At 68.0% G+C, this 26,218-nt stretch carries 23 protein-coding genes; 9 read left to right on the top strand and 14 right to left on the bottom strand.

Annotated elements, in window-relative coordinates:
* Positions 1-15: 15 nt before the first annotated feature.
* The 3 genes from RWQ91_RS08825 to RWQ91_RS08815 are packed head-to-tail and all read right to left on the bottom strand — an operon-like array spanning position 16 to position 4,779.
* Positions 16-837: an SDR family oxidoreductase gene (locus tag RWQ91_RS08825; protein ID WP_314504960.1), complete on the bottom strand. Its 822-nt coding sequence runs from the start codon at positions 835-837 to the stop codon at positions 16-18.
* The gene (locus RWQ91_RS08820; protein ID WP_314504958.1) at positions 834-2,078 is read right to left on the bottom strand and encodes a family 1 glycosylhydrolase; all 1,245 of its coding nucleotides are present in this window, start codon (positions 2,076-2,078) and stop codon (positions 834-836) included. Before RWQ91_RS08820 ends, RWQ91_RS08825 begins: the two co-directional genes overlap by 4 nt.
* Positions 2,079-2,106: 28 nt before the next feature.
* The gene (locus tag RWQ91_RS08815; protein ID WP_314504955.1) at positions 2,107-4,779 is read right to left on the bottom strand and encodes a family 78 glycoside hydrolase catalytic domain; all 2,673 of its coding nucleotides are present in this window, start codon (positions 4,777-4,779) and stop codon (positions 2,107-2,109) included.
* A gap of 170 nt (positions 4,780-4,949) precedes the next feature.
* Between RWQ91_RS08815 and RWQ91_RS08810 the strand changes: the two genes are divergently transcribed.
* Positions 4,950-5,576 carry a helix-turn-helix domain-containing protein gene (locus RWQ91_RS08810; RefSeq protein WP_314504952.1) on the top strand — a complete coding sequence of 209 codons (627 nt, stop codon included), beginning with the start codon at positions 4,950-4,952 and terminating at the stop codon, positions 5,574-5,576.
* A gap of 6 nt (positions 5,577-5,582) precedes the next feature.
* Here RWQ91_RS08810 and RWQ91_RS08805 read toward each other — a convergent pair whose 3' ends face one another.
* Positions 5,583-6,365: a sugar phosphate isomerase/epimerase gene (locus tag RWQ91_RS08805; RefSeq protein WP_314504950.1), complete on the bottom strand. Its 783-nt coding sequence runs from the start codon at positions 6,363-6,365 to the stop codon at positions 5,583-5,585.
* A 229-nt stretch (positions 6,366-6,594) separates the two neighbouring features.
* Here RWQ91_RS08805 and RWQ91_RS08800 point away from each other — a divergent pair, with 229 nt between their 5' ends.
* A complete protein-coding gene (locus RWQ91_RS08800) occupies positions 6,595-8,319 on the top strand; it encodes a sulfate permease (protein WP_314504948.1) in 1,725 nt (574 codons plus the stop codon).
* On the opposite strand, the gene RWQ91_RS08795 is transcribed toward RWQ91_RS08800, so the two are convergent.
* Positions 8,316-9,455: a peptidoglycan-binding domain-containing protein gene (locus RWQ91_RS08795; protein ID WP_314504946.1), complete on the bottom strand. Its 1,140-nt coding sequence runs from the start codon at positions 9,453-9,455 to the stop codon at positions 8,316-8,318. The genes RWQ91_RS08800 and RWQ91_RS08795 overlap by 4 nt on opposite strands.
* Before the next feature lie 214 nt (positions 9,456-9,669).
* Positions 9,670-10,554, bottom strand: a complete 885-nt coding sequence (locus tag RWQ91_RS08790; RefSeq protein ID WP_314504945.1) for a helix-turn-helix transcriptional regulator — start codon at positions 10,552-10,554, stop codon at positions 9,670-9,672.
* 157 nt (positions 10,555-10,711) lie between these two features.
* Between RWQ91_RS08790 and RWQ91_RS08785 the strand changes: the two genes are divergently transcribed.
* From RWQ91_RS08785 to RWQ91_RS08760, 6 genes are all read left to right on the top strand, one after another.
* A complete protein-coding gene (locus tag RWQ91_RS08785) occupies positions 10,712-11,968 on the top strand; it encodes a multidrug effflux MFS transporter (RefSeq protein ID WP_314504942.1) in 1,257 nt (418 codons plus the stop codon).
* 10 nt (positions 11,969-11,978) lie between these two features.
* Positions 11,979-13,004 carry a zinc-dependent alcohol dehydrogenase family protein gene (locus tag RWQ91_RS08780; RefSeq protein WP_314504939.1) on the top strand — a complete coding sequence of 342 codons (1,026 nt, stop codon included), beginning with the start codon at positions 11,979-11,981 and terminating at the stop codon, positions 13,002-13,004.
* 11 nt (positions 13,005-13,015) lie between these two features.
* A complete protein-coding gene (locus RWQ91_RS08775; RefSeq protein WP_314504936.1) occupies positions 13,016-13,447 on the top strand; it encodes a cupin domain-containing protein in 432 nt (143 codons plus the stop codon).
* Positions 13,448-13,467: 20 nt separating this feature from the next.
* Entirely contained in the window at positions 13,468-13,821 is a 354-nt protein-coding gene (locus RWQ91_RS08770; protein ID WP_314504934.1) for a cyclophilin-like fold protein, read from the top strand.
* A gap of 20 nt (positions 13,822-13,841) precedes the next feature.
* On the top strand, positions 13,842-14,843 hold the full coding sequence (locus RWQ91_RS08765; protein ID WP_314504929.1) for an aldo/keto reductase: 1,002 nt from the start codon (positions 13,842-13,844) through the stop codon (positions 14,841-14,843).
* Between the two features lie 150 nt (positions 14,844-14,993).
* Positions 14,994-15,662, top strand: coding sequence for a hypothetical protein (locus RWQ91_RS08760; protein ID WP_314504926.1), 669 nt, complete (start codon positions 14,994-14,996; stop codon positions 15,660-15,662).
* 234 nt (positions 15,663-15,896) lie between these two features.
* Here the strand turns inward: RWQ91_RS08760 and RWQ91_RS08755 are convergent, their stop codons facing one another.
* The 5 genes from RWQ91_RS08755 to RWQ91_RS08735 form a co-directional block, all read right to left on the bottom strand.
* Positions 15,897-16,517: a hypothetical protein gene (locus RWQ91_RS08755; protein ID WP_314504923.1), complete on the bottom strand. Its 621-nt coding sequence runs from the start codon at positions 16,515-16,517 to the stop codon at positions 15,897-15,899.
* A 232-nt stretch (positions 16,518-16,749) separates the two neighbouring features.
* On the bottom strand, positions 16,750-18,177 hold the full coding sequence (locus RWQ91_RS08750; RefSeq protein WP_314504921.1) for an MFS transporter: 1,428 nt from the start codon (positions 18,175-18,177) through the stop codon (positions 16,750-16,752).
* A 46-nt stretch (positions 18,178-18,223) separates the two neighbouring features.
* Positions 18,224-19,228, bottom strand: a complete 1,005-nt coding sequence (locus RWQ91_RS08745; protein ID WP_314504919.1) for an ABC transporter permease — start codon at positions 19,226-19,228, stop codon at positions 18,224-18,226.
* A complete protein-coding gene (locus RWQ91_RS08740) occupies positions 19,225-20,178 on the bottom strand; it encodes an ABC transporter permease (RefSeq protein WP_314504918.1) in 954 nt (317 codons plus the stop codon). Before RWQ91_RS08740 ends, RWQ91_RS08745 begins: the two co-directional genes overlap by 4 nt.
* Complete coding sequence (locus RWQ91_RS08735; RefSeq protein WP_314504916.1) at positions 20,175-21,683, bottom strand: sugar ABC transporter ATP-binding protein; 1,509 nt, start codon at positions 21,681-21,683, stop codon at positions 20,175-20,177. The genes RWQ91_RS08740 and RWQ91_RS08735 overlap by 4 nt, the downstream gene beginning before the upstream one ends.
* Before the next feature lie 114 nt (positions 21,684-21,797).
* On the opposite strand from RWQ91_RS08735, the gene RWQ91_RS08730 reads away from it, so the two are divergent.
* On the top strand, positions 21,798-23,063 hold the full coding sequence (locus RWQ91_RS08730) for a substrate-binding domain-containing protein (protein WP_314504914.1): 1,266 nt from the start codon (positions 21,798-21,800) through the stop codon (positions 23,061-23,063).
* A 72-nt stretch (positions 23,064-23,135) separates the two neighbouring features.
* On the opposite strand, the gene RWQ91_RS08725 is transcribed toward RWQ91_RS08730, so the two are convergent.
* From RWQ91_RS08725 to RWQ91_RS08715, 3 genes are read right to left on the bottom strand one after another with little or no spacing between them, the layout of a single operon-like run.
* Complete coding sequence (locus RWQ91_RS08725) at positions 23,136-23,960, bottom strand: ABC transporter substrate-binding protein (protein WP_314504912.1); 825 nt, start codon at positions 23,958-23,960, stop codon at positions 23,136-23,138.
* Positions 23,957-25,180, bottom strand: a complete 1,224-nt coding sequence (locus tag RWQ91_RS08720; RefSeq protein ID WP_314504909.1) for an acetyl-CoA C-acyltransferase — start codon at positions 25,178-25,180, stop codon at positions 23,957-23,959. The genes RWQ91_RS08725 and RWQ91_RS08720 overlap by 4 nt, the downstream gene beginning before the upstream one ends.
* Positions 25,177-26,199, bottom strand: coding sequence for a VOC family protein (locus tag RWQ91_RS08715; protein WP_314504906.1), 1,023 nt, complete (start codon positions 26,197-26,199; stop codon positions 25,177-25,179). The genes RWQ91_RS08720 and RWQ91_RS08715 overlap by 4 nt, the downstream gene beginning before the upstream one ends.
* Positions 26,200-26,218 lie beyond the last annotated feature (19 nt).

Genomic DNA, 26,218 nt, shown 5'->3' with positions numbered 1-26,218 from the left:
TTCTCGGGTGCCGGGTCAGATGGTCTGGCCGGCGTCGGCCAGAAGGGTGCTGCCGGTCATGATCATCGACATGTCGCTCGCGCAGAACAGCACCACTCGAGCGATGTCATCGGGCGTTCCCAGCCGACCGATCAGGCTGTGGTTCATGACGGGGACGGTCGCCGGGTCGACGCCGGCCGCCTCCATCGCTGCCGCGCCGGCGGCCATGTTGCCTTCCGTAGGCACGAAGGTGGGGGCGACACCGAGCACACGGATGCCGAGCGGAGCGAACTCCAGGGCCATCTGCTTGGTCATCCCGCGGACGGCGTGCTTGGAGCCGACGTAGGCCGACAGTCCGGGTGCGGTGCCCTGGAAGCCCGCGGTGGAGACGATGTTGACAATGACTCCGGAGCCGCCCGGCGCCATCCGGCGAGCTGCTTCACGTGAGCCGTTGAAGACGCCCCGCGCGTTGACGGCGAAGACGCTCTCCCACGCGGCGTCCTCGGTCTCGAGCACCGGGATGCTGGGGAAAACACCCGCGTTGTTGATCCACAGGTCCAGGCCCGCGAGATCCTCGATGACCGAATCGGTCGCCGCGCGCACCGAGGCGGCATCCGTCACGTCCATAGGCACGCCCACGGCCTTGACGGCGAATCGACGTGCGATGTCGGATGCCGCCGCCCGAGCAAGTTCATGGTCGATGTCCGCGATCGCCACGTCGGCACCGGCTTCAGCCAGCCGCAGTGCGATCGCCTTGCCCAGGCCTCGAGCGCCGCCGGTGACCAGAGCGCGGCGACCGGCCAGCGACAGCAGGTCGCGCACCTGCACCTCGGCGACGTCGGCGAAGGGAAAACTCATGCGAGCACCTCGGCCGGCATCGCGTTGTGCTGTGCGATCCGGCCCAGCCACGCCAGGCTCGGCTTGGGCGTGCGCTCGAACGTCTCGCGATCGATGGCGATGAGCCCGAATGTCGGCTCCCAGTGGCCCCACTCGAAGTTGTCCAGCAGCGACCAGTGCAGGTACCCGCGCACATCGATGCCCTCGGCGATCGTCTCGAGCAGGCCTTCCAGAGCTGCGGCGGTGTAGCGGATCCGCTCCGTGTCGTCCTCCGTCGCGATACCGTTCTCGGTGATGAGGATCGGAACGCCCTCGGTCACCTCCGTCGCGTGACGCACCGCCATCGCAAGCGAGTCGGGCCGGAAAGTGGTGCCGACGAGCGTGTTGTCGGGGAGCTGCGGGTGCGGGACCAGCCCGTTCGCATCGACCTGCTGACTGGAGTACGCCTGCACCCCCGCCCAGTCATCCCCGCGGCTGCCCTCCCAGAAGATGTCCTCCTTGCCGTAGCGGATCTCGAGGAGCTTCTCCTGGCCACCGGGTGCGGCGGTGAGGGCGCCGGCGGCGATGGTCCAGCCGACCTTCGCGTCGGTGCGCGCGCGAACGACCTCTCGCGCGGCGTGGTGGATCTCGACGAACGTGCGGCTGATGGCGGGATCGGCGTACGCGAGGAAATCGTTGCGCGCCGCCTGCTGACTCTCTTCATCGCTGGTGTGCTCGGCTTCGACGGTGGGGCTCTGCCACTGACCGCCCGACTGCGCCATCCTCGCCATCGCGGTCATGATCGCCGCCTGCATGTTGGGCTCGTTCATGGTGGCGACCCATTCGACTCCATCGAGGATCGTGCAGGCCTGCTCCACGTAGCGGACGAACAGCTCCGTCGCGTCAGGTCCCGACCATCCGCCTGCCTCGGCGAACCACTGCGGTGTGGTGAAGTGCTGCAGGGTCACGACGGGGGTGATGCCGCGATCCAGGCACGCGTCGATGACGCGACGGTAGTGCGCGAGCTCGGCGCGGGAGAAGTGTCCGCGGATCGGCTCGATGCGTGCCCACTCCAGGCTGAATCGGTACGACGTGAGACCGGCATCGGCGAGGAGCTGGATGTCCTCGGCATAGCGGTGGTAGCTGTCGCAGGCGTCGCCGGACAGCTCCATCCCGGGCGTGACCTGTTCGCGGGCCCACCAGTCGCTGTTGACGTTGTTGCCTTCGATCTGGTGCCCGGCCGTGGCCGCGCCCCAGAGGAATCCGTCCGGAAAAGTGCTCATCTCGGTCCTATCGATTCGTGTGGTGGCGTCAGAGCGCCGGGGTGAGGTGGGGGGTCGCGTGAGGCAGGGGCCGGCGTCCGGAGAACGCCCCGGGTCCGGCTTCGTGACTCGTGCCGTCCGGAAAGACGATCCGAGCGCGGGTCGCTGCCGGCACGTCCGCAGCGATGTGCAGCTCGTCGCCGTCGATGCGCCATTCCACGCGGATGGGCCCCTGCGGGCCGTCGTGCATGCCGCGGGCCCAGGTGAGCGAACCGCCGAGCACCGGCTCGACGACCACGGATTCCCACGCCACCGACCCTGGGGCCTGGCGCAGTCCGAGAACGTGGGTGTGGAGAAAACGCACGACCGCGCCCTTGCTGTAGTGATTCAGCGACTCGTGGGCGACTCCGGATTCGTCGATTCCCTCCCAGTCCTCCCAGATCGTGGTGGCGCCCCGGTCGATCATGTTCAGCCACGACGGAGCAGTCCTCTGGAGCAGCAGTTCGTACGCGACATCCGCATGGCCGGTGTCGGCGAGCACCGGGAGCAGGTCCCCCGTGGACAGGAAACCCGTTCTCAGGTGCGTGCCGGCCGAGCGGATGAGCTCGACCAGGCGCCGGGCGGCGGCATTCCGCAGCGGCTCGGGAACGAGATCGAAGGAGAGGGATCGCACGTAAGACGCCTGAGAATCGGTTGCGGTCGTCCCATCGGGGCGGAGGTAGGCCGCCTGCCACGCGGAGCGGATCCGTTCGGCGATATCCGTGTAGCGAGCGGCGAGCTCGTCGTGGCCGAGCACCGCGGCGATGCGGGCAAGAGTGGAGGTCGACCGATACAGGTAGGCGGTGCCGACCTCGCCCTTGTCCGCCATGAACCACGTCATGGGGTCGTCCTTGACAGGGTCGATCGGCGTCCCGTCGGCGCGCTTCTCCCGCGGCTCGGTCCACTCACCCCAGTGGAACGTGCCGTCCCACAGGTAGTCCTCGAACGGCTCCGGATGCGGGTGCCTCCGAGCCCTGGCGTGGTGGCGTTCGGTCCGGGCCTTCTCCAGCGCCCACTGCACCCAGCGCACCATGGCTTCCCAGTTCTCGGCGAGCACCTCGGCGTCGCCCGAGGACTCGTACAGCTCCCACGGCACGGCCACGATCGCGTCGCCCCAACCGGCCGAGCCGGTCATCATTGCGAACTGGTCATCGAGGTGGTGCTTGATGCGCCGGCCGTCGGGCGAGAAGTTGGCGATGCGGCCGTCGTCCAGCTGGTCATCGCGCACCGAGCGCAGCCACTTGCGGCTGAAACCCCGCACGTCGTACAGCCTCGTGGCGGTCGGCGCGAAGATCTGGTAGTCGCCGGTCCACGCCAGGCGCTCCCGCGTCGGGCAGTCGGTCGGCACGTCTACGGCGTTGCCGCGGAAGCTCCAGTCCGCGATCTGGTGCAGACGATTGAGATCCTCGTCGCTGCACGCGAAAGTGCCCACGCGCGCCAGGTCGGTGTGCACGATCTGCATCGTGATCGACGCGGCATCGAACGGTGCGCCGCGACGAGTCACGCGCACGAACTGGAACCCGTGCACCGTGTGGCGGGGTTCGAACACGTCCGCAGCCTCACCGGCGGTGACTTCGTCGTGCTGCCGGAAGACGACGGGAGGTTGGCCCGGACGCGTGGAGTCCAGGTGCGCCGTGTCGATGTCGCCGTTCGATCCGAGGTGCTCGCCGTAGTCCAGTGTCGTCACTGTGCCGAGCGGTCCGAGCTCGGTGAGACGCACCCACCCGGATGCGTTCTGACCGAAGTCCACGATCCAGACGCCTTCGCCCACCGCGTGCACCGATCGCGGCGCGCGCGCCTCGATGACCCGGACCGGCGGAGCGGGCGACCACTCGATGGGGGGAGCATCGACCGCGCCGACGATGACCGCGACGTCGTCGGAGGCGGGCCGAGTGAAGTCCACGCTCTGCCCGTCCATCAGGTCGGCACGCATGATGCGGGAGGCGCTGCTGGTCCAGCCGGCATCCGTGCCGATGACCCGCCGCGATCCGTCGGCGTGATGGACGTGGACCTCGAGTCGCACCGCCAGCTCGTCGCCCCACTCCGCCGGAATGCGGAAGGCGCCGACGTTACCTCGATACCAGCCGTCGGACAGCTCGATCTCGATGCGGTTTGCCCCCGGAACGAGCGCGTCGGTGACATCGGCCGCCTGGGCGTACAGCGTCCGATCGTAGGAAGTCGAGCCGGGCGACAATTCCGTGCGGCCGATGCGTTCGCCGTTGACGGTCGCGGTGTAGATTCCGAGCGCGGTCGCATAGAGCCGGGCGGACGCCACCGGGGCGTCCAGGTGGAAGTCACCGCGCAGCAGGTGGGCCGGACGATCGGCGCGACCGGCATCCGGTGTCGGGACCGGCGAGATCCACGCGGCGGTCCAATCTTCGTCGCGCAGACCTGCCTCGAACGCGGCCCACTTCGACCAGTCGGACTTGCCGACGCCTTGGATGCAGCGCACGCGCCATGACACCCGCTGCCCGCTGGAGAGTTCGGCCCACGGCCAGCTGACGAAGCGGTGCAGAGATGTCGAATGGATGCCGGGGGCGGGCGCACCGTCGATCGAGGCTTCGACCTCGAACACGGGACGAACGCCCGCGGGGTCGAACTTCCAGGAAAGACGGGGCATTGCGCCGGTGACGGGGAACTGGTCACCTCCGCTGTCCACGGTCAGCTCGAACGGAGCGCGCATCAGAGTCCTTCGATGGGTGGGACCTTGGCGAAACTCTGTCAGGGCCAAAAGTAACCATCATGGTTACTTTTGTCCTACTGTAACCACTGTGGTTACTTTTGGCAAGCGTTCCATTCGAAAAACTGCGATACGTTCGGTGCTGGAATGATCGACTTCAGCCAGGGACTCTCGTGACGGGCATTGTCGCGGGCGGGACGAACCCGCCCACCGGCAAGAGAACGCGCGGCCAGTCCGCCTCGACACCGGCCAGGCGGGCGGAGATCATCCGCGCCGCGTCCGCGAGCATCGCGGAGCATGGGTTCGAACGGGCGTCCTTGCGCGACATCGCCGCGCGCGCGAACGTGACTCACGCGGCCCTGCTGCGCCACTTCCCCAGTAAAGACGCGCTTCTGCTCGCCGCCCTCGCCCAACGGGACGAGGACGACGAGGAGTTCGCCCGACGGATCATGGTCGCTCGCGTGCCGGCGGAGGAAGTGCTCAGCACAGTGCTGCGGGAGGAGTTCGCACACCCGGAGCAGCAACGCAACTGGATGTCGATCGCCGTCGCAGCGACCAATCCCGAGCATCCCGCACACGACTTCTTCATCCAGCGTCGTGAGCGCCTTCGGGCCCACGTGTCCAGTGGGCGGCTGGGCACTGCGCACGACAGCGAGGAACTCAGCGCCGACGAGAAGGTCACCATGGTGATGGCCATGATCGACGGGCTGCGCATTCAGGCTCTGCTGGATCCGGAACGCGACACCCTGCCGCTGCTCGAGACGTTCATGCGGCTCATCGCGACACCCCGATCCGACTGATCAGGATCACCTGTCGTTCTCCTCGAGCCAGGCGACGGATTCGGCGATGCCGTCGAAGACGTCCTCGGCATAGTCGTCGAATTCGATGATCCGCAGTGCGTGCGGAGCCGCGGCGAGCACGGCTTTCAGATCCATGTCGCCCCGGCCGGCCGGAGTCTGGTCATCGACGGCATCCAGAGGCCCGTCCTTGACGTGCAGGAACTGAACACGGTCGCCGAGGCGCCGCAGCAGCTCCGGGGTGTCCACTCCCCCGACGGTCGACCAGAAGACGTCGATCTCCAGCACGACCTCCGGAGACAGGCGTTCCACGAAGTGCTCGAAGACCGGCCGCCCCTCAGAGCGGTTCGAGAACTCCCAATCGTGATTGTGATAGCCGAAACCGAGACCTGCCGCCGATGCCGCGGCCTGCAGCTCGTTCACGCGGTCGGCGAGTCTGTAGGCGTCCTCAACGCTCAGCCACCGGGCACTCGGAACTCCCGGATCGATGACCGTGCCGACCCCGAGCCGCGCCGCCGCGTCGAAAGCCGGACACGCGTCGTGGGAGTCGATCACCGCCAGGTGGCCGGAGGGCGCGGTGATGGAGAAGGAGGCGAACGCACGCGCGTACTCGTCGGCTCGGTCGATGAAGCCGTACGGCTCCACCTTCGTGAAGCCCATCTGCGCCAAGCGTGCGACGGTGCCGTCCAGATCGCTCTTGATCGCATCCCGCACGGAATACAGCTGCACCGACGCGGTCACACGGCGCGCGTCGTGAGACGGCGATCCGTGGCTGTCTGCTTCTGCGGTCATCGTGGTCCTCCTGGGCACGTAGCGGTCTGTTCGGCGAGATTCCCTCGCGGCATCGTCGGGAAAGCAGTCCCTTGACAACAGCGAGTGTTCACCCCTCGCCTGCCGCAGTCTGGCCCTCGGGGTCGTTCGGTGCCACACTGACCATCGCCGCCGTTCGCGTGCGACAGCTGCGCCTCGTGGCAACAGCGGCAGAGCCGGAGAGAATCGACGACATGTGCAGCGACCCCTCGTGAAGCGAACGAGAGCCGCCGGACTCGTGCCCATCCTGGGATGGATCCGCTCCTACGACCGACGCTGGCTGCGCGGCGACGTGATCGCCGGACTGACGGTCGCGGCGTTGATCGTCCCGAAGAATCTGGGCTACGCCGGCATCGCCGGTGTGCCCCTGCAGAACGGCCTGTATGCCGCCGCCGCGGGAGCGATCCTCTACGGGATCTTCGGGAGCAGCCGGCAGATCTCGATGGGCCCGAGCTCGGGACTGGCCGCCGTAGCGGCGAGCGCGGTGCTCGTCACCGGGCTGACCAGCGAAGGCGATGTCGCGTCGTTCGTCGCCGGGATCACCCTCGCCTCCGGCATCCTGTTCCTCCTCCTGTTCGTGCTGAAGATGGGGTGGATCGCGCAGTTCCTCTCGCGGGCCGTCGTGACGGGGTTCCTCTTCGGAGCAGCCATCGACGTGGTGATCTCCGAGCTGCCCAAACTGACCGGAACGTCCGCCGACGGCTCGAACTCCTTCCAAGAGCTCTGGTCGTGGATCGGCTCACTCGCCGAGTCGGATCCGGCCACGGTGGTCGTCGGCCTCGTGTCGCTCGCCGTCGTCTTCGGCCTGCGGCGGATCGCGCCGCGCGTCCCGGGCGCCCTGGTACTGGTGGTGGGCGGTTTGGTCGCCTCGTGGCTCTTCGATCTCGGCGAGCGCGGCGTGGCCCTGGTCGGCGATGTCCCGCGCGGCCTCCCCACGTTCACGCTTCCGAACCCGGGACTGATGTGGGAGCACGCCGGCACGGTGGCAGTCGCCGCCATCGCTCTGGTGATGATCGGCTTCTCGCAGACCGCGGGAGACGCCCGGACCTTCGCCGCGAAGCACCGCTACCAGGTGGACATCGATCAGGAGTCGGTGGCTCAGGGGCTTGCGAACACGGGAGCGGGGCTGTTCCAGGGGATGCCGGTCTCGACGAGCCTGTCGGCGAGCTCGCTCAACGACCGCTCCGGAGCGCGCACCGGACTGGCCTCGCTCACCTCGGGCTTCACGGTGCTGCTGACCCTCCTGTTCCTCGCCCCGCTGTTCTCGGGGCTGCCCAAGCCGGTCCTGGCCGCACTCATCATCGAGGCGGTCGTCATGGGGATGATCAACATCCCCGAGATGCGGCGGCTGGCTCGGGTGCAGCCGTTCGACTTCTGGGTCGCGATCGCCGCGATCGTCAGCACGCTCGCGTTCGGAGTCCTCGCCGGCGTGGTGATCGGCATCGGCCTGTCCCTCCTCTGGCTCATCGCGGTGACCACTCACCCCTACATTGCCACGATGGCCCGCAAGCCCCGCACCGACGTCTTCCGCGATGTCCTCGACCACCCCGACGGCGAGGTGACCCCCGGGGTGGTGGTCATTCGCATGGACGGCGGCCTGTTCTTCGCGACGTCGGATGCGCTCGAAGACCGCCTGCGGACGATCATCCACGAGACGCCGGGGCTGAAGGCGGTCGTGCTCGACTGCGGCGGAATCAACTTCGTCGATTCACAGGGTTCGGCGAAGATGAACGACCTCGTCACGCTGGCGCGTGATTCCTCGATCACGCTGCGCCTCGCCCGTGTCAAGGCGGCCGTCAGCGCCGTCCTCGCCCGAGACGGCGTTCTGGAGCGCATCGGCCCGGAGAACATCCACGGCAACGTCTCGACCGCCGTGCGCGCGCACCTCGACGCGGACCGGGCGCCGAAGTCCGACCCGACCGATCCCGCAGGCTAGGGGCCTTCGGACTCCGACGGCTCCGGCGACGGAGTCGCTTCGGACTGGCCCTGCTGAAGGTCGGAGATCGCCTGCTGGAACGCGGCGATGGTTGCGGCATCCACCGTTCCCGTCGGCTCGACGCCCAGTTCGACCTGGAACGCCTGCACGGCCTCGGTCAGGGCAGGCGTCCACACTCCATCGACCGGCCCGTCCCAGAACCCGGCGAGCTTGAGTGTCTGCTGCAGCGCCGCCGTCGTCGCAATGGATTCCTGAGCGGCGGCGCCACCCAGGGCGAGCAGCTCTGCCTGCAGCGCTTCGGCGGTCGCCTTGTCGACGGTGCCGGTGACCGAGAGTCCGTTCGCTCGCTGCAGCTCTTCCACCGCGGCGACCGTCGCCGGCCCGTACACCCCGTCGACGGCTTCTGCGTAGTAGCCCGCTGCCGCCAGATCCTGCTGCAGCGCCGTCGTGTACGCGACCACCGCCGCCGCGGCCTGCTCCTGCTGCTCGTCCGGGATGCAGCCGGTCTCGGCGAACAGCCTCAGCCAGGCCATTTCGAGGGCGACGGCCGCACTGTTGAACTGTTCGGACGCGTCGGCCAAAGATGTCTCGTCGGTGATCGCCGCCTGCGCATCGGCGAACTCCGCCTCCGCCTGAGTGACCCGGTCGATCGTCGCCGCCGCGGCGAGCGGCGAAGGCGAGGGCGAGGCCGCGGGTTCCGCCGGCGCCTCGGTGCTTCCCGCTTCCGCTTGCTGCAGGGCAGCCTGCGCGTCGGCGAGGTCCTGCTGCGCCGTGGCGACCGACTGCTGCGCGTCTGCGGCGGCGGCAGCGCTGTCCCGCGCGTCCGCGCCCGGATCGGCGAGGTCAGCACCCGCGGACTTCACGTCGCCCACGGTCGGTGCGGTGCTGGTCAGGATGTCGCCGTACTGGTCCAGCGCCAGGATGTAGGCCTTGCTTGCGTCGCAGAAGTCTGCCGATGCCGTGGTGAAATCGGTCTGCGCCTCCGTCAGCGCCTTCTCCTTCGCACTCACCTGCGCCTGGGCCCGCTCGACGGGGGTGAGTCCCTCGCTGCAGCCTGCCAGCGAGAGGGCGGCCACCGAGACCAGTGCGACGGTGACGGTGCGCACACGCACGGATCGTACGGAGGAGTGGTTCATGGGGGCCTCCCAGTCGCGGCGGGGGTCGCCGACCGGCGACGCGGGATCTCGGCGACGGCGGGAACGAACGCGGCAGCTGCGACCTCGCGTCACGCTATCGCTGCGCCGACTTCCCGCCCATCACCCGCGACGAGTGATCTGCGCCGGGCCGACATGGGATCATCGCGCTCGTCTTGCAGGGCGACGGTCGGCGCCCGGGACGGACTTCTGCGGATCAGGGAGCGTTCGTGTTGGCCGCCGGCGATCGGCTCTCCGCACTCCAGGAGGCGAGGAGCTTCAGTCGCTCGGCGGAGGGCGAGCCGGGCTCCGCGGTGTAGATCAGCAGGACGTGGCCGGGTTCGGCCGTGATCGCGAGCTCTTCGTACGCGAGGGTCAGCTCGCCCACGACCGGGTGATGGAAGCGCTTCGTTCCGGCGCCGTGGGTGCGAACGTCATGGGCCGCCCACAGGGTGCGGAAGATCTCGCTGCGCGTGGACAGTTCCCCGACGAGTTCCTGAAGGCCCTTGTCGTGCGGGTCGCGGCCGGCCTCGGCGCGCATGATCGCGACGCACATCTGCGCGAACCTCTCCCAGTCGGGATAGAAGTCGCGCGCCGCCGGGTCGAGGAACTGGAAGCGGGCGAGATTGGGGGTGCGGCCGCCGTCACGGATCACCGGAGAGTAGAACGCACGGCCCAGGTCGTTGACCGCGAGCAGGTCCTGGCGCTGGTCGCGCACGAATGCGACGCCGTCGGTGATCGAGGACAGCGCCCACTGCAGACTGTGCCTGGGTGCGGCCGGTCTGCCGGCGCGACGGCGCGGGCGACCGCTCGTCGGGACGCCGTCCGCCGCGCGAGCGAGATCCAGAAGGTGTGCGCGCTCGGTCTCATCCAGTTGCAGGGCGCGCGAGACGGCGTCCAGCACCGACGCCGATGCGCCGGCGACAGCCCCGCGCTCGAGTTTCGAGTAGTACTCCACGCTCACTCCGGCGAGGGTGGCCACCTCGCTGCGTCGCAGGCCCGCCACCCGCCGGTTGCCGCCTACGGTGAGGCCGACCGCGTCGGGGGTGACCCGTGCGCGACGCGTCATGAGGAATTCGCGCACCTCTGCTCGGTTGTCCATGCCCTTCAGGCTAGGACCGTCGTGGTCCCGGTGGGAGTCCCTGCCAGGACACCCCTCGCAGTCCACCGGCGCGATCGGTCGGCGACGAAGGGTGCCCTTCCGGTACACCTCTCACCAGGGACTCCCCCGAGGTGAGGGATGCCGCGAAGCTGGTGTCATGCCCGATCCGTCGCACGCCGCTCCGTCGCTGGTTCGCCGCGCCCTTCCGACTCTGCTACTGCTGCTGACCGTGTTCGGCCCGATCTCGATGGACCTGTACCTCCCCGCGCTTCCGGCCCTCACGGCCGATCTCGCCGCAGCAACCTCGGTCGCGCAGCTGACCGTCACCGCGTGCCTCATCGGCCTCGCCGCGGGGCAGCTGCTCGCCGGGCCGTTGTCGGACCGGTTCGGGCGCCGCGGCATCCTGCTGGGCGGCATCGTGGCCTACATCGCGACCTCCGCGCTCTGCGCGATCAGTCCCACCATGGAGGTGCTGATCGCGGCGAGGTTCGTGCAGGGCCTCGCGGGCGGTGTCGGCATCGTGATCGCGCAGGCGGCCGGGCGTGACATCTACACGGGCGGGGCGCTGATCCGCTTCTACGGGCGCCTCACGGTCGTCGGTGGCTTCGCCGCGATCGTCGGCCCGCTCTTGGGCGGGCTGCTGAACTCCTTTACCGACTGGCGCGGGCTGTTCGTCTTCCTCGCGCTGATCGGCGCCGGCATCCTCATCGTGACGCTGCTCGTGTTCCGCGAGACCCTTCCTGTCGCGAAGCGCACGCGCGGAGGCTTCGGCCAGACCCTCCGCGACTACCGGACCTTGCTGTCGGATCGGGTGTTCGTCGGTGCGGTGCTCAATCAGGGGTTCCTGTACGCGGCCCTGTTCGCCTACCTGGCCGGGTCGACGTTCGTGCTGCAGGACGTCTACGGCCTCTCGCCGCTCGGCTACGCACTCGCGTTCGGCCTGAACTCCGCCGGTTTCATGACCTTCGGGTACCTCGCCGGCCGCGCTGCCGAGCGGTGGAGCATCCCCGGCACACTGGCTGTCGGCATCCTGATCGCCGGAATCGGCGCCCTGGGTCTGCTCGCGTCGGGGATCACGGTCCTGCCGCTGTGGGTCGTCGTCGTGTCGCTGTTCCTCCTGGCCGCCGGCGTCGCCATCTCGTCGCCGCCCGCCACCACGCTCGCGCTCGTCGAGTACCCGCAGATGGCCGGCACCGCCTCGTCGCTCCTCGGCATGGTGCGATTCGGCTTCGGCGGTGTGGCCGCACCCCTCGTGGGCGTCGCGGGGGCGCTCAGCATCCTTCCTCTCGGCCTGGTCACCACCACGGCCGTGCTGCTGGCCGGCGCCGCTTTCCTCCTCCTGGCCCGACGGGCCACTCCCGCGTCCACCGCCGCCCCGGCGAGGGACGTTCTCCCTGTCAGTTCCGGCAAGTAAGGACACCATCATGCGTCAGGTCACCATGTACGCCCCCGGCGACGTCCGCGTCGAAGACCGCGATGACCCCGTCATCCTCGAGCCCACCGATGCCATCATCCGCTTGGCGGCATCGTGCATCTGCGGCTCCGACCTCTGGCCCTATCGGGGCGCCGAGCCCCTGTTCGCCACACCGCAGCCGATGGGCCACGAGTATGTCGGTGTCGTCACCGAGATCGGTTCCGCGGTGAAGAACGTGAAGGTCGGGGACTTCGTCGTCGGCTCCTTCGTCGCCTCCGACAACACCTGCGAGATCTGCCAGGCGGGCTACCAGTCCCGGTGCGTGCACAACGTGATGATGGGCGGCATCGGCACGCAGTCCGAGTTCGCACGGATCCCCCTCGCCGACGGCACGCTGGTCGCGACACCCGGGCTGCCGGACGCCGACCTGATCCCCTCGCTTCTGGCTGCGTCGGACGTGCTGGGCACCGGCTGGTTCGCCGCCGTCGCCGCTGAGGCAGGACCCGGCAAGACGGTCGCCGTCGTCGGTGACGGCGCGGTGGGGCTGCTCGGCATCCTCGCCGCACGCGAGCTCGGGGCCGAGCGGATCATCGCGATGTCCCGCCACGCCGACCGCCAGGCGCTCGCCCGCGACTTCGGCGCGACCGACATCGTGGAAGAGCGGGGGGATGCCGGTGTCGCCAGGATCAAGGAGCTCACGGGCGGCCTCGGCGCACACTCGGTGATCGAAGCCGTCGGCACCCAGGAATCGATGGAGCAGGCCATCCGCGCCACCCGTCCCGGCGGCCACATCGGCTACGTCGGCGTCTCGCACGATGTCTCGCTGGACGGGCTCGAGCTGTTCTTCTCGGGTGTGCACCTGCACGGCGGACCCGCGCCGGTCCGCAGATTCCTGCCGGACCTGATCCAGCTGATCTGGGACCGCAAGATCAACCCCGGGGTCGTCTTCGATCTCACCCTTCCGCTGGAGGATGCCGCCGCCGGCTACACCGCGATGGACGAGCGCCGTGCCACCAAAGTCCTGCTGACGGTCTGAACGGAGACGCCATGAACATCGAACCCACCGCGCCCACGGTCAAGAACCCGCCCGAGCAGTTCGCCGGCGACGTGTGGGTCGACGTCATCGCGGCACCGCACGAGCCCGACCAGCGCATGACGGTGGCCGTCGTCCGGTTCGCGCCGGGGGCGCGCACCGCCTGGCATTCGCACGCACGCGGGCAGTACCTCCGCGTCACGCAGGGTGTCGCCCGGTTCGGGCACCGGGACGGCACCGTCATCGATGTCCATCCCGGCGAGACCCTCTACACGCCGCCCCGCGAGGACCACTGGCATGCGGCGGCGAACGGCTGCTTCATGGAGCACATCGCCATGTTCGAGTCCGGCGACGACCCGGCAACCACGACCACGTGGAAAGAGCACATCACGGATGCCCAATTCGTCGGCATCCCGCCCACGACGGGCGCCGCCGACCCGGAGTGAGGAAGACGGTGGGAACACCCATGTCCGAGATCAGAATCACCCTCACCGTCAATGAGACGAGCGTCACGGGGGTTCTGCGCAACAATGCGGCGACGGCCTCGTTGCTGGCGCAGTTGCCCCTCGAACTCTCCTTCCGGGATTTCGGCGGCCAGGAGAAGATCGCGGGGCTTCCCGAACCGCTCGCGCTGGAGGGGATGCCCTCGGGCAGCGGCGCCGAGCCGGGGATGATCGGCTATTACGCCCCCGACCAGGCTCTTGTCCTCTACTACGACACGGTCGGGTACTACGACGGCATCATCCCGCTCGGTACGTTCGACGACGTTGCCACGGTGCAAGACTCACCGACCTTCACCGGCACTCTGGCCGAGGACTGACCGCTCCTAGGGTGGCAGGTATGACAACTCAGAAGCGCATTCTCGGCATCGCGGGGCTCGAAGTCTCTGCGATCGGACTCGGCTGCATGAGCATGACCGGCGGCTACAGTGGCCGCCCCGATCGCAATCGGATGATCGACGTGCTTCGAGCCGCAGTCGAGAAGGGCGTCACGTTCTTCGACACTGCGGAGATCTACGGTCCGCATGCCAACGAGGAACTCGTCGGGGAGGCCCTGCAGCCCGTGCGCGACGCGGTGGTCATCGCCACGAAGTACGCAGAGGACATCGATCCGAACCGACGTACACCCCGGGGTCGGATGCTGATGCCCGGTGAGCTGCGGAACGCGGTCGAAGGATCGCTGCGCCGGCTGCGCACCGATCGCATCGACCTGTATTACCAGCATCGGGTCAACCCCGAGGCTCCCATCGAAGACTTCGCCGGCGCGGTCAGAGAGCTGATGGATGCCGGCAAGGTCGGAGGCTGGGGCCTCTCGGAGGCTGCCGCCACGACGATCGAGCGCGCCAACGCGGTCACCCCGGTCACCGCGGTGCAGAGCGAGTACTCGCTGTGGTGGCGGCGCCCCGAGGAAGCGGTGCTCGCCGTGTGCGAGGCGCACGGCATCGGATTCGTCCCCTTCAGCCCGCTCGGCAAGGGGTTTCTCACCGGGACCATCGACGACTCCACCAGCTTCGAGGAGGGGAACGACCTGCGCACGCAGATCCCCCGCTTCGCCCCGGAGGTGCGGGCCCACAACCTGGGGCTGATCAGCATCGTCAAGGAGGTGGCAGCCGCACACGGCGCGACGCCCGGTCAGGTCGCGCTTGCCTGGCTCCTCGCTCAGCGCCCCTGGATCGTTCCGATCCCGGGAACGACGAAGCTGCACCGCGTCGAGGAGAACCTCGCCGCGGCGGACCTGACCCTGTCGGAGCAGGACCTCGCCCGGCTGACCGAGGCTTCCGACGACGCCGAGATCCAAGGTGGACGCTACCCGGACTTCCTCGAAGCCCAAACCGACCTCTGAGCACGACGCCACCACCTCATCGCGGCCGAGGAATGCGGCGGTGATCGCGATCTCGTTCCATCCGTTGAGGCGCGGGCTCCGAATGACGAATAGCGGCTGCTGAATGCTGCCGCCGCGGCTGACATGCCGCCAGACGAAGGAGTCCATCCCATGAAGATCGCAAAAGCAGCCGTCGCCACACTGGCGGGACTGGGGCTGCTCTTAGGAACCGCAGGAGCGGCATCCGCCGCTCACGACGACAACCCATCCGCCAAGGTCGCGAGCTACAGCTACGGCCTCAATTCGATCCAGCCCTCCAACGTACCCGGCGGGCAGGCAACCGGAACGACCCGCATCAAGGCGCTTCCGAACGGCAAGCTGGTGGTCACCGTCGAAGCGTGGGGCCTGGCTCCGAACCTTCCCCACGCCATGCATCTGCACGGCGTTCCGGGTCCGGTCGCAGACATGGCCTGCCCGGGACCCGATGCGGCGGGCGCGGACGGCATCGTGACCGTTCTCGATGGTGTTCCCTTCTACGGCGGCATCCTCACCTCGCTCACGTCGAACGGTGACGTCTCACCCAGCAGCGCGCTGGCTCTCGATCGCTTCGCCGTTGCGGACGCGACCGGGCACCTCTACTACCAGCGCACGCTGACCAGCATTGAGGGCTACACGGATGCCGGAACGGTGCAGGTCGTCGTGCACGGCATCGACTTCGACGGTAACGGCCAGTACGCGTTCAACCCGGCCGACCAGTTCGCCAGCCGGTCGTCTTCGCTGAGCGCAGCAATTCCCCTCGAGGCGACGGTGCCCGTGCTCTGCGGCGGCATCGCCAACTGAAAGTGATCCATCCTGCGACGAGATCGGCCTTCTGAGCAGGACATGAGTCGATAGGGCTGGCGCGACACATCGCGCCAGCCCTATCCGTGCGTCTTGGCGCACGGTCGTTCCGCGTCGTGCAGCAGGGCAAGCGAGCTGCCCGCGAGCGCCCAGCGGCTGGCGGAGTTCTGCTGTGACGTCAGGGCGCGGAGAGTCGTGCGGCGTCCTGCCGGCCGAGGGTCCCTGCAGTCGCTCTCAGTTGTGCTCGACCCAGCAGACCAGAACCGCCGTCGCGATCCCGTACGCAGCCTGGGACCGAGTGGTGGTCTTCTCGGCGCCGAGCGTGGCCGGTAGCGCGGTCGCGTCCACCAGCAGTGTCTTGCCGTCCCGCAGGAATGCAACGATTCCCTCGCCGGTGGAGAAGGACCGCACGCCGAGGCTCAGCGTTCCCTCGATGGTCGCGGCGTTGTCCGTGCTGTCCTGCAGGGTCGCGAAGTACTCTTCCCCTTCTGCTTCATCCGTGGCGTCGTGCACGGAGAGCACCAGAGGCTGGCCGTCGATCTCGTAGGTGCAGGTGAACATGGGCTCTTCCCACGACGACGACGGAGAAACCTTGTTTCCCAGTTCGAGGATGTTGGCGACCGCTGTCACCACTTCTCCGGCGCAGATCATCTGCGCTGCGGCCGAAGGTCCGTACTCGTTCTCGTGATCAGCTTCGTGGTCTTCATGCTCGGAACCGGACATCGTCGTCCCATCCGCCATGACGTGAGCTGACTCCGGATTCGTGCCCGACGGGGTCTGGGGTGCGGTGCCCGCACAGCCGGTCAGCAGGAGCGTGGCGACCGCTGTAGAAGCGAGCCATCTTCGGTTTTGCATGCGTGGTCTCCAATTGTGTGATTCAGCTCGGGCCGCGAGCCTCGCTTAGACGGCGAGATCGTTCAGCCCTAGAGCCTGACCGAGCGTGAGGTGCTCCCTCTGGAGATGACGGTTCCACTCAGAGCGCGCGGAGCATCGCGTTGATCACGATCCGAAAGTTATTCGTAGCCCTGCCCGGGACGGATGGCGTCGATCTGGACCAGGAGGCGACGACTGAACCCCATCAGCTTGTTTACCTCGTCGACCGCGTGCTGCCGTCCGTCGGCGTCCGCATCAATGCCGGGAAGGTGAGAAGTGCGATCACTGCTGCCAGCCCAGCGGCGGCAGCCGCAGCCAGGTTCGCGGCTTGGAGTCCGGCATCCGCCGCCGCCAGAGATGTTCCGCCTGCCTGCAGCACCGCTGCTCGTCTCGCAGCGTCCAGTGCGCCGAAGACTGCGATTCCGATGGCTCCTCCCAACTGCGCTGTCGCGGAGGCGAGGCCCGAGCTGACTCCGGAGTTCCGGGCGGCGATGCCCTCCGATATGACGAGCGTGGTCGGGGTGAAGCTGAACGCGACGCCTGCGGCAGCGATCACGAGCGCCGGCAGCACGCGCAGCAGATACGAGTCACCGTTGTCGACGGTGGCGAAGATGAGGTGAGCGAGGGCGAGCAGCACAAGTCCGATGAGCGCCACCCGCTGGTATCCCAGCCTGTTGAGAGCCCTCGGCAGGATGGTGATGCTGATCAGGAACCCGGCCACGGATGTCGGGAGCATGGCGAGGCCGGCCAGAGCCGGACCGTACTCGAGCACCTGCTGCAGCAGCAGGGCGACCAGCACGAAGCAGGCGATGCGAGCGGCGCCGCCGAGCAGGTTCACCGCGATTCCACCGCTCACGCGGGTGTCGCGGAGCACGTCGGTGGGCAGAACCGGGTCGGCAGCTCGTCGTTCGGCCAGGACGAACCCGGTAACGCACGCCACAGCGAGGATTGCCGCACCGACGACCTCTATGGAGACGAGTCCGCGATGCGGTGCGGACAGCACGCCGAAGACGACGGCCACGGCCGCGCCGGTGAGCAGGGACGCACCGGCGGCATCGAATGGTCGCCGGGTTGTCGCCTTCTCGGCAGGGAGGAGTATCCATCCCGCTACTCCGACAGCTGCCGCGACGGCACCCGTGACGAAAAGAACGCTCTGCCAGGAGAACGCCGCCGTCAGAATGCCGCCCAGGGTCACGCCGGCAGCTCCACCGACGGTGGAAGCGGCGCCCCAACCACTCATCGCCCGAGCCCTTCCAAGGCCTGTGAACCGGGCCAAGATCACCGACATGGCGGCGGGGCTCAGCATCGCCGCGCCCGCGCCCTGAATCAGCCGGGCGCAGATGAGGATCGGCTCGGTCGTGGCAAGACCGCCGAGAAGCGAGCCCAGGACCAGCACACCGGCTCCGAGGAGGAACATCCGGCGTCGCCCGAAGACGTCCGCTGCGCGTCCCGAGATGAGGAGCAGACCGCCGAATGTCAGGAAGTAGGCGTTGAGCACCCAGGCTGTTCCCACCGGTGTCAGCCCGAGGTCGGTCGCAATGGAGGGCAGCGCCACATTCAGGATGCTGGAGTCAAGCATCACGACGAACTGCGCCGCGACCAGGGTGATCACGAGCGGCGATGCCCAGCGGCGTGGTGTCATGATGATCGATTCTCGCCGATCGCCACATGGGGGGCGCTGGTCGCAATCAGAAGCGGTCCCGCAGTGCGCGTTCCCGGCCGTAGACGACCATCACCGCGAGGATGACGAAGCCGTACAGCGTGCGCGCTTCCCCTTCTGTGAATCCCTCGCCGATCAGGATCGTCGAAAGCACGGTCAACAGCAGTGCGCCGATGACGGTTCGGCCGTAGCTGCCGTGAACGCTGCCGAATGTGGTGCCGCCGATGAGAACGGCGGCGAGTCCGGTGAAGAGATAGGGCTCGCCGATCGACACCGAGGAGCCTGCGGAGAAGGCGGCGATGAAGACACCGGCGACCGCGCTGACGGCGCCGTTGACGGCGAAGGCGCTGACCCACACCCGCCGTGTCCGGATCCGCGTCAATGCCGCTGCTCGCGGGTTGGCACCCGTCGCGTACAGCCGTCGTCCTGCCGGCGTCCGGGCAAGGAAGAGGCTGATGATGATCGTCGCCAAGATCCAGATGACGACGATCGGTGGGATGGGGAGGCCGAATGTGGTCGCCGTCACGCGGGTCAGATCGCGAAGCTCCTGCGGGGGTGCGGAGAGGAACTGGCCACCGGATATGAACAGCGTGCCGCCGGCCAGGATCGCTCCGAGCCCGAGCGTGACGACCAGAGGCTGAACTCCGAGGCGGTGGCACACGTAGCCGGCCAGAGCCGCCGTTCCCCCGCACACGACAACGGCGAAAAGTATGGCCAGGCCCAGGGGCCATCCGGCGCCCCCCGCAAGGTTGGCCGCCGCGAAGGCGCCGACGGTGATGTAACCGGGAACGGCGAGGTCGAGTCCTCCCAGTAGGACCACGAGTGTCTGCCCGATCGTCGCGATCCCGAGGAGTGCGGCGAGCACCAGAACCGAGGCGATCGCGGTGGGGTTCGCGAGACCGGGGATCCGGATGAGTGCCCAGATGATGAGGACCACGAGGGCGACGCCCTGCAGCAGCGGGAACTCGGTGATCAGGCGACGCAGTCGCGGTCGGGGCGACGGCCGGCTCTCGGTGGCGACGATGTCGGTCATGTTGTCCTCCGGTTCTGCGACAAGACCGTCGCTCCGACGATCACGCCGACCAGCAGCACGACGCCGTACATGAGTTGGATCAGATTCGACTGCACTCCCCACGCGGTGAGCACCTCCTGCAGAAGGAAGATCGCGGTGGCCCCCAGCGCTGTGCCGAGCATGCCGCCTCGCCCCCCGCCGAGCGGCGTCCCACCGAGGACCACCGCGGCGAGACCGATGAGCGCGTACACCGTCGAAAGGGAGGGTTCCGAGGATTGGATGAGCGCGGTCAGGGCCAGGCCTCCGAGCGAGGCGATCAATCCACCGAGCGCGTAGGCGATCACGCGGACCCGCACGACGGGGACACCGGAGCCGAACGCGGACAGCTCGTCGTCTCCGACGGCGAGGAGGTTACGGACGTATGCGGTCCGTCGCAGGACCCACCACAGCAGCGCCACGGGGATGAGCAGCAACAGGGCGCCGGGGAATCCGCCGATCGTGCCGGCGAGCGCCGCCGTCCAGCTGTCGTCGACGGCAGCGGGCCGCGGTGCGATCACGAGCGCACCGCCGACGAAGACGAAGAGAGTGCCGGTGGTGGCCACGACGGGGTGCAGCCGCACCACGGCGACGAGCAGTCCGTTCGCCAGCCCGGCTGCAAGCCCCACCAGAAGGATGATCGGCACGGACGCGCCGATCGTGCCGAGTCCCGCCGGTACCAGCACTGCCACGAAGAGGCAGTTGATGAAGGTCACAAGCGGGCCGATCGACACATCGATCCCTCCGGACAGCACCGACGGCGTCGACGCCAATCCGACCAGGATGAACGGGGCGAGCGTGGCGAGCAGCGCAGGCCAGCGAGCTGGATTCGCGATCTGCGGCGCCGCGACGATGTTGAGGATGAGGAGGATGATCACCAGTGCGAGGGCGAGTGCGTACGGGCGCCGCCGCAGGCCTGCGAGAGCGCGTCTCATGCTGCAGCCCCCTCTTGCCCGAAGTATGCCGCCGCCAGCCGCTGGCGCGACAGCTCTGAACGAGTGAGCTCCTGCGATACGGCGAGGTCGCGGAACACCACCACACGATCCATCAGCTCGATCAGCTCGTCCATCTCGCTGGAGAGCATCACCACGGCGAGCCCCTCCCGGCAGAGCCGGTCGAGCAGGACATACAGTTCCCGCTTGGTACCGAGATCGACTCCGCGGGTGGGGTCATTCAGCAGGAGAACCCTCGGATTGCTGGCCAGCCAGCGGCTCATGACCACCTTCTGCTGGTTGCCGCCGGACAGGGTGGAGATCGGATCGCGATCGGAGCGCATCCGCACGCGGAGATCGTTGCTGTACGCCTCGAACCTCTGCGAGGAGCGTCGGGGCGACCACCACCCCGCCGTGCTGTCGCTCGATAGCGTCGGCAGGGCGAAGTTCTCGCGGATGCTGAGGTCGTTGAACAGCGATTCCCCGCGGCGCTCGCGCGGCAGATAGGCGATGCGCAGCTTCTCTGCGCGGGAGGCCGACATGCTTTCGAAATCTGCCCCGGGCTGGTCCACCAGAACGGTGCCGATCCCCTTCTGAAGCCCGGCCAGACGGCGCAGAAATGACTCTTGCCCGTGCCCTTCGAGCCCGGCGAGGCCCACCAGCTCCCCCGCTCGCAATTCGAAGTCGATGGCGGCACGTCCCTCTGCCAGGCGCACGCCGTCCGCACGCAGGATGAGCTCGCCGGGCTGCTGTGTCACGCGCGCAGAGGCCACGAGTGGCTCCGCGCCCGTCATGAGGCCGAGCAGGCGCGCCGGGTCGGCATCCACCCGATCCACGGTGGCGACCGTCGAACCCGACCTGAGCACCGTCACGACATCGGAGATCTCAGTGATCTCATCCATGCGGTGCGAGATGAACAAGACGCTCGTCCCTTCGGCAGTAAGGCGGCGAACGCACCCGAAGAGCCGGTCTCGCGTCGCGATATCCAATGACGCCGTCGATTCGTCGAGGATCAGGACCCTAGGCTCAGCGACGAGGGCCCGCGCGATGCATACCGCCTGACGATCAGAGAGGGACAACGAGGCGGCAGGAGCGTCGAGGTCGAGCTGACGCCCGAGCAATTCCACCAACAGCTCATCCGCACGGGCACGCCTGTGAGCGCGGCCGCCGCGCACGGAGAACACGCCGTCGCTTCCCAGCCACACGTTGTCCAGCACCGATTGAGCACCAGCGGTGAGCACCTCCTGGAACACCGGGGCGATGCCGGCTCGTCGTGCCTGGTCGGGGCTGCGAAAATCCACCGCCTGCCCGTCGAGCAGCAGCTGGCCGTCATCAGGCCGGTAGATCCCGCCGAGCACTTTGACCAGGGTGCTCTTTCCCGAGCCGTTTTCGCCGAGGAGCGTGTGCACCTGCCCGGGCAGCACGGTGAGATCTGCCCGAGCGACAGCCCGGGTGGCGCCGAAAGATTTGGTGATGGCGGTGATGGACAACCTGGGTGCGTCGGCCAATTCGTCTCCTCATTGAGCCCGTCCTCGGTGACGGTTCTTTCGATACTAGACGTTTCGAACAGAATCGGCTAGCTTCACACCAGGTCGCACAGCGACCGGACTCAAGGAGGAGTGATGACTACACAGCCAAAACTGCGCGGCCCGAGAAGTCGAGCGGCGCTGGGGGTGATCTCCGCATTCGCGGTGATCGCGCTCGCAGGATGCACCGGCGGAGGCACCGTCGCCGGCGCTTCAGCGAAGCCCGATGCGACGGAGGCAACGGGGGCGACCGGGGAATGCGGTTCCGTTCCTGACCTGGGGGCGAACGATCCGGATGGAGTGCTCGAGGAGTTCCCCGACCTCGCCGCCTACTACAACGGGTTCCCCTACGAGGTGAAGCCCTCCCCGTGGGCCGACTGGAGTCCCGACCACAGCGGGCCGTACACAGCGGGGATCGTGATGAACCCTTTGAGCAACCCCTTCCAGACCAACCTGCATGACGGTCTCGTGAGCGCGCTCGACGAGGCGGGCATCGAGATCGTCGCCGACCTCGCTCCCCCGACCCAGCAGGACGTGCCCGTGCAACTGCAGCAGTTCCAGCAGGTGCTGGCTCAGAAGCCGGACATCATCTTCTTCGGACCGATCGCCGCCGATGCCGCCGTGGAGCTGGTGGATGCCGCGGGCGAGGCGGGCATACCCGTGGTGTCCATGCACAACGCCACAGACAGCGAATACGCGGTGAGCGTCGGCATGAACAATGTCCTCATCGCGATGGACCTGGGCGCATCTGCACTGGATGCGATCGGTGGCGAGGGGACAGTGCTGCAGGTGCACGGAGTCCCCGGCATCGCGCAGGACAACGATGCCACCGCCGGGTTCGAGGCCGTGATGGAGCTGTGCCCGGATGTGCAGGAGGTCGCCGAGGTCAGCGGCTTCTACCAGAACTCCGTCGCTCAGCAGGCCGTGATCCAGTTCCTGGCGACCACTCCGGCGGGCGTCGACGCCGTGTTCCAGTCCGGTGTCATGGGCCTGGGCATCCTGCAGGCGTTCGAGCAGTCCGGCCGCGAACCGGCCGTCATCACGGACGGCGGCAGCTCCAACGGCACGGTGGCCTACGCGAAGGAGAATCCGGACTACCCGTTCTTCGGCAACAACACGCCGGGATTCCATATGGGAGAGACCTTCGGCGAGGTGGGACGGCGAATCCTCGCCGGCCAGGGCCCGAAGATCAACCAGTTCGTGGTGATGCCCCAGCTGATCACGCAGGAGAACATCGACGAGGTCTACGAGGACGGCATGAGCCTCACCGACCCCAGCGACGCCGTGGGGGACGCCGACGTGTACTTCCCGAAGGAGCACCTGGACGAGCTGTTCAACAACCCCGAGAACGAGCTGCAGTGATGTCGTGAGGGCGACGCTGTGAAAGAGGACCGGGGCCGTCAGGCCCCGGTCCTCTTCTTCCACGTGCAGGGGTCAGACCTGCAACTCGGTGATCCCGGCGAAGTCCGCCGGCAGCATGCGGAGTTCTTGCCGTATCCGAACGATCGTCTGCAGGCCGATGGTGCTCGGCGCGATCGTGCGCGGCCGTGCCGCCCAGGCTGAGGCAGCAGCGAAGGCCGGAAAACCCTGGGCGATCAGCAGATCCGCCCCCGCAGCATCCGTCATGCCGTTCGAGATCTCCACCGCTTCGCGCAGCACGTCGAGGTACGCAGCCACTTCCTCGGCCTTGTCCGTCCGGGCGCGACGAGACGCGACCAGACCCTGCCCCGGATAGTCCGGATATCGTGCGTTGACCGATTCGAGGGCGATCAGCCCGCCCGCCAGCCCCATCGCGTCAAACGGCGGTCCGAGAAGCGTGGCATCGGCATCGCCGTTCAGCAGCGCATCCAGCCGTTCTTTCACTCCGCCGACCTCTACGAGCACGGGTGCCGCGCCGGAGCCGGTCAGCAGCGCCATCGCCGCGAGCGAGAAGCCGTTGCGCGACGCGTCGACGGCCAGGCGCGCGCCCTCGAGCGCCGCGAGCGACGGAAAGTCGGCGCGGGCGAACAGGGTCAGCGGCGTGGTCTGCTCCATCTGGGCGATCACGCCGACATCCGCCCCCGATCGGTTCCAGACGATGAGGTTGTCGACGGATGTCACCGCCAGATCGATGTCGCCCTCCCGGAATCCTGAGAGCTGCTCGGCGCTGCCTGTGGTGCGGAACGCCTCCAGGTGCACTCCTGCGCGGCTGAGAATTCCTGCGTGCTCGGCGACCGCGAGCGGCACCGGAATCACGAACTGACTCTGACGCAACGTCATGACAGCCTCTCCACGATCATCCCCATGCCCTGGCCGCCGCCCACGCACAGGGTGAGCAGCCCGATCGATTGATCACGCGCACGCAGCCCGTTGAGCAGCGTGGCCAGCATACGTATGCCTGTGGCACCGAAGGGGTGGCCCAGAGCGATCGCCCCTCCGAACGGGTTGACACGGTCCGGGTCCAGGTCGAGTTGCCGCACGGTCGGCACCACCTGTGCGGCAAAAGCCTCGTTGAGCTCGACGATGTCGATGTCACCGAGCGTCATGCCGGTGCGGCGCAGGACGGTCCGCGTCGCCTCGATCGGGCCGAGCCCCATGACCTCGGGCGAGAGGGCGGTAGCACTGGAGCCGAGTATCCGAGCCAACGGGGTGATTCCCAGCTGGGCTGCGCGGGCAGCGCTCATCACGATGGCCGCCGATGCGCCGTCGTTGAGCGGGCTGGAGTTGCCCGCCGTCACGGTGCCTCCGGCGAGGAAGGCCGGTGCAAGGCCCGACAGTGCTTCCGAGGTGGTGGTCGGTCGAGGCCCATCGTCCGTGTCGACGGTGGACCCGTCTGAGCGTCGATAGGGCGTGATCTCTCTCGCGAAGAAGCCCGAGTCGATCGCACGAGCCGCCCTCAGCTGAGACTGGAGCGCCCAGGAGTCCTGCTCGGCTCGCGATGTGGAGGTCGTTCTTGCGACGAACTCGGCCGTCATGCCCATGGGGATGTAGACGTCGGGCATCAGCCCGGCATCGCGGGGGTCCGACCAGGGCTGCTGGGTCCGGAAACGGTCCTCCGCTCGCTCCTGCGCTTCGTCGAATGCCGGATGCCGGCTCTGGTCTCGCTGTTGGGCCGACGACACGGACTCCATGCCGCCCACGAGCACCGCGTCGGCATCCCCCGCGCGGACGGCGTTCGCCGCCATCCGCAGCGCTTGCACCGACGAGGCGCAGAAGCGATTGACGGTCACCGCCGGAAGACTGTCCAGACCGGCCAAGACCGCGACCCGGCGCGCGGGGTTCTCGTTCTGGGCGCCCTCGGGCACGGCGCAGCCGAGATAGAAATCATCGAGGTCTCGGGCCGGAAGCGCCGGAACATCCTCCAGGGCCGCCCGGACCACGGAGACCGCGAGGTCCTCGGGTCGCTCAGCGGCGAGCGAGCCCTTCCGCGCGCGGCCGATGGGGCCTCGGCGGACCGAGACGACAACGGCGTCTCGGTCCGCCAGTGCTGAGGGGGTCACCGGTCGTTGTGCGCCCTCAGCGCCGCTTCAGCAAGCTCGGCCTCTGTGCCCGGGACAACGCCCTGCTCTGTCGAGGTCGGGGCCGCTGCCGGCGGCGATGCTTCCAGCATCGACGCCGGAAGGGTGGCGTTGCGGAACATGTCGTTGGGTCCCTGGTCGATCCGCCAGACGTTGGGCTTCCAGTCGGGGATGTAATTGCGGTAGCCGCCCGAGTTGAGTTCGATGCGCAGGCCACTGGGGTCGCGGAAGTAGAGGAAGTTCTGCTCGCCGATTCCGTGGAATCCGGGACCGTACTCGATCGGGACGCCGTTCTCGGTGAGGACGTCGGCGGCCTCGGTCACCTGCTCGGTGGTGTCCACCCAGAACGCGTAGTGATGGATGCGGCCCGACACCTCTGAGGCGTCCAGCAGGATGCCGAGGTCATGCGACTTCTCATTCGTCGTGATGACGCCGAAGAACAGGATCTCGGGCTGAGGGAGCTGCGCATATGCCATGATCCGGAACCCGAGGACGTCCCGGTACCACTCGGCGAAACCCTTGATGTCACGTGAGGCGATCGTGACGTGATCGAGCTGGCGGGGCGCGACGCCGACGGTGGATCGCTTCGCCGGGCGGTCGGGGTACGTCGAGGCGTCCTCGCCCTCTGCCTTGTAGTGCTCGACGTCCCAGAAGAGCTGCATGGTGTGGCCGAAGGGTCCGGTGAACTCATACGAGCGCCCGATGCCGTCAGCCGGCTCGAGCCACGAGCCGGCGTGCTCGGTGGCCTCGACACGCGCCACGGCCTGGTCGAGGTCTTCTGCGGAGTTGGTGCGCCATGCCATGCGCACGAGGCCGGAATCATCGCCCGGGCGAAGGACCACACTGTAGGCGTAGTAGTCGCCCCAGCACCGCAGGAACACGCGCCCCCCGTCCCGTGAGACGACCTTCATGCCGAGCTTGTCGGTGTAGAACTTCACCGACTCTTCGACGTCGGTGGCATAGACCTCGACGTGCGCGAGGTGTGACAGGTACTTGCTCATGATCTCTCTTTCTCCGATA

The sequence above is a fragment of the uncultured Microbacterium sp. genome, from assembly GCF_963524805.1.
In the GTDB taxonomy this organism is placed as follows: Bacteria; Actinomycetota; Actinomycetes; order Actinomycetales; family Microbacteriaceae; genus Microbacterium.
Note: the sequence above shows the minus strand (reverse complement) of the source record. Positions and strands in the feature narration are given on the sequence as shown.